The sequence below is a fragment of the Streptomyces djakartensis genome (assembly GCF_014651075.1).
GTDB lineage: Bacteria > Actinomycetota > Actinomycetes > Streptomycetales > Streptomycetaceae > Streptomyces > Streptomyces djakartensis.
Window position 1 is genome coordinate 1 of record NZ_BMWE01000047.1, and the last position, 3,307, is coordinate 3,307.

Below are 3,307 nucleotides of genomic sequence, written 5' to 3' on the forward strand. Positions count from 1 at the left end.
CGCCGTGGCGGACGTAGCTCTTGCCGGGTGTGCTCGGGTCGGGGTCGTACAGGCCGTCCAGGTCCCAGCCGCGGTCGGTCGGGAACGTGGAGATGGCGTCGGTTCCGGAGGCCACCAGCTCCCACAGGTCGTCGGGTGTGGCCACGCCGCCGGGGTAGCGGCAGGCCATGCCCACCACCGCGATCGGCTCATGCCGCGCCGACTCCAGCTCCGCCAACCGCTCGCGTGCGCTGTGCAGATCGCCCATCGCGCGCCGAAGGTACTCCCGCAGCTTCTCCTCGTTCGTTGCGGACACGGTTCTCCTCTGCGTCATCCTCGTGGTGGCCCGGGCAGGCACATCGGTGAACCTGGTCACCGGAACTCGCTGTCGTACAGGTCGAAGAGCTCGTCGTCCGAGGCCGACCTCAGCCGGTCGGTGACCACCTCGGTGACCGCGCCGTCCGCTTCCAGGCCCGCCTGCGCCCCCGTGCCCGGGTCCGGATCAGAGCTGGTGAGAGCGGTGAGCAGGGAGCGCAGCCGCTCGGCCGCGCCGACGCGAGCGGCACGGTCGTCCAGGGCCGCGAGGCCGCGCGCGAGCCGGTCGAACGCGGCGGCCAGGTCCTCCGTGCCGTCGGTGGCCGGCTCCACGTCCAGTTCGGCGAGCAGGAGTTCGGCCAGCGCGAGCGGCGTCGGATGGTCGAAGACGAGCGTCGCCGGCAGCCGCAGTCCCGTACGCGCGTTGAGCCGGTTGCGCAGATCCACGGCGGTGAGCGAGTCGAACCCGGCGTCCTTGAAGGAGCGTTCGGCACTCACCGCACCGGGGTCGCCATGCCCCAGCACCGCGGCGACCTCGGTCCGTACGAGTTCGAGCAGCAGGGGCAGGCGCTCGGAGGCCGCGCGGCGCGCCAGCCGCTCGGCGAGGCCGCTGCCGGTCCCGGTGGAGGACGTGATGCCTTCGCTCACCGGCGCGGGGTGAGCGCGCGACGGAGCATCGGCGAGATCCCGCAGAACCTCCGGCAGCGTGCCGGCACGGGCCGCCTCGCGCAGCGCGGCGTGGTCCAGCCGCACCGGCAGCAGCGCGGGTTCCGGCCGGGACAACGCCCGATCGAACAGGTCCATCGCCGTTACCGCGTCGAGCGGGGCGACGCCGGAACGGCGGATGCGTGCCGTGTCCGCCCGGTCCAGCCCGGCGGCCATGCCCGTGCCGGTCCACCAGCCCCAGCCGAGCGACAGCGCGGGGTGACCGTCCGCCCGGCGCCGGGCGGCGAGCGCGTCCAGGAAGGCGTTCGCCGCGGCGTAACCGGCCTGGCCCGTGCTCCCCAGGACGCCCGAGACCGAAGAGAACAGCAGCAGGAGAACGGGCCGTTCCCGGTCCCGGGTCAACTCGTCGAAGTGCAGCGCGCCGTCCGCCTTGGGCCCCAGCACCGCGGCGACACGCTCGGACGTCTGCGCGGAGATCACCCCGTCGTCCAGGACGCCCGCGGTGTGCACCACACAGCTCAGAGGGCGTTCGGCGGGGATCCCGGCCAGCAGACGGTGGACGGCCGCCCGGTCGGTGACATCACAGGCCCGGAACTCGACGTCGGCACCCAGACCGTCGAGTTCCGACGCCAGTTCGGCCGCCTGCGGCGCTTCCATGCCACGCCTGGAGACCAGCAGCAGATGCCGTACGCCGTGACGGGCCACGAGATGCCGGGCGGTCACGGCGGCCAGTGCGCCCGTCCCGCCGCTGATCAGCACCGTGCCATCCGGATCGAGCAGCCCGGCATGTCCCGGCCCGCCCGGTTCCGCTTCGGTCCTGTCGGCGGTCAGCGGTACGAGGCGCGGCACACTCGGGCGGCCCTGACGGACCGCGACCTGGGGGGCGTCCACGTCCCCTACGGCGGCCACGACGGCGGGCAGTGCCCGCGAGGACTCCGCCGTGTCGTCGACGTCGATCAGGACGAACCGGCCGGGATGCTCGCTCTGCGCACTGCGGACCAGTCCCCAGGCAGCCGCCCCCGCCGGGTCGTCGGCACCGCCTTCGGGACCGGCCGCGCCCCGGGTGAGGACAACCAACCGCGGGCCGTCGCCGGCCGGTTCCCGGAGGTGGGTCTGGACCGCCTCCAGCACCTCGCGGACGGTCCGGTGGACATCGGCGGCGGGTTCGGTGAGGTCCAGGACGGACGGGTCGGAGCCGCCGGCGCCGATCGGTTCCGTGAAGCCGGGAATCGGCACCCAGCCCAGGCGATGGAGCGGAACGGACGGCGCGGCGGGCAACTGCGTGGCGGAGACACGACGCAGCACCAGTGAGCGTGCGACGAACACCGGGACGCCGTCGCGGTCGGCCGCCGCCAGCGAGACGGCGCCGCCGGGACGCTCGGCCTGCCCGCTGTCCGTCGGGTCCTGCGCCCTGGCGACGCGTACGCGCAGGGTGTGCCCGCCGCTCCGGGGACGCAGCACATCGGTCCACACGAACGGCAGAACCCCGTGCCCCCCGTCGCCCAGCGGATCGAGCAACGCGATGGGGTGCAGGGCCGCGTCGAGCAGCGCGGGATGCAGGCCGTAGCCCGCGGCGTCGGTGGCATGGTCGTCGGGCAGGCGTACCTCGGCGAAGATCTCGTCCTCCCGGCGCCACACGGCCCGAAGTCCACGGAACGCGCCCCCGTAGCCCACCCCGGCGGCGGCGAACAGCTCGTACTGGCCGGAGACGTCGACCTCCTGTGCGCCGGGAGGCGGCCAGACGCCGGAGAGCTCCGTGAAGACGCCGCTCCCGATCTCCTCCGACCCGGCCGGGGCGAGCCGACCCGACGCGTGCCGCGTCCAGACGGCTTCGTCCTCAGGCCGGGAGTAAAGACTCACCTCCCGCGTGCCCTCCGGGCTCAGGGCGCCCACGACCGTCCGGACCACTGTGGGAGCGTCGGCGCCCCAGCTCAGGGGCGCTTCCAGGACCAGCTCACTGATACGGGGCAGCCCGATCCGCTCCCCGATCTGCAACACGATCTCCAGCACGGCGGTGCCGGGCGCCACGCCCCGGTCCCACACCAGATGGTCGGCGAGCCAGGGAAGGGCAGGGGCGGACAGCGTGCCCGTCCACACCGTGGTGTCGGTCTCCGGCAATTCCGTCACGGCCGCGAGCAGCGGATGCCCCACAGATGTCACACCCGCCGCGGCCAAGTCGCCGACCGCGGGACGGGGCGGAACAGCCATCCAGTAGCGGTCGCGTTGGAAGGGGTAGGTGGGCAGGTCGAGGTGGTGTGTGGGGGTGTGTGGGGTGTGGAGGGTGGTGGTGTGGCCGTTGGTGTGGAGGGTGGCGAGTGCGGTGGTGAGGGTTTCTGGTTCGGGGTGT

2 protein-coding genes are annotated in these 3,307 nt (G+C 73.6%); both read right to left on the reverse strand.

Annotated features, from left to right (window positions below):
• The coding region (locus tag IE212_RS34380) for a beta-ketoacyl synthase N-terminal-like domain-containing protein (protein WP_190201919.1) at positions 1-313 on the reverse strand (313 nt) is incomplete at its 3' end.
• Between the two features lie 38 nt (positions 314-351).
• On the reverse strand, positions 352-3,307 hold a 2,956-nt coding region (locus tag IE212_RS34385), incomplete at its 5' end, for an SDR family NAD(P)-dependent oxidoreductase (protein ID WP_190201920.1).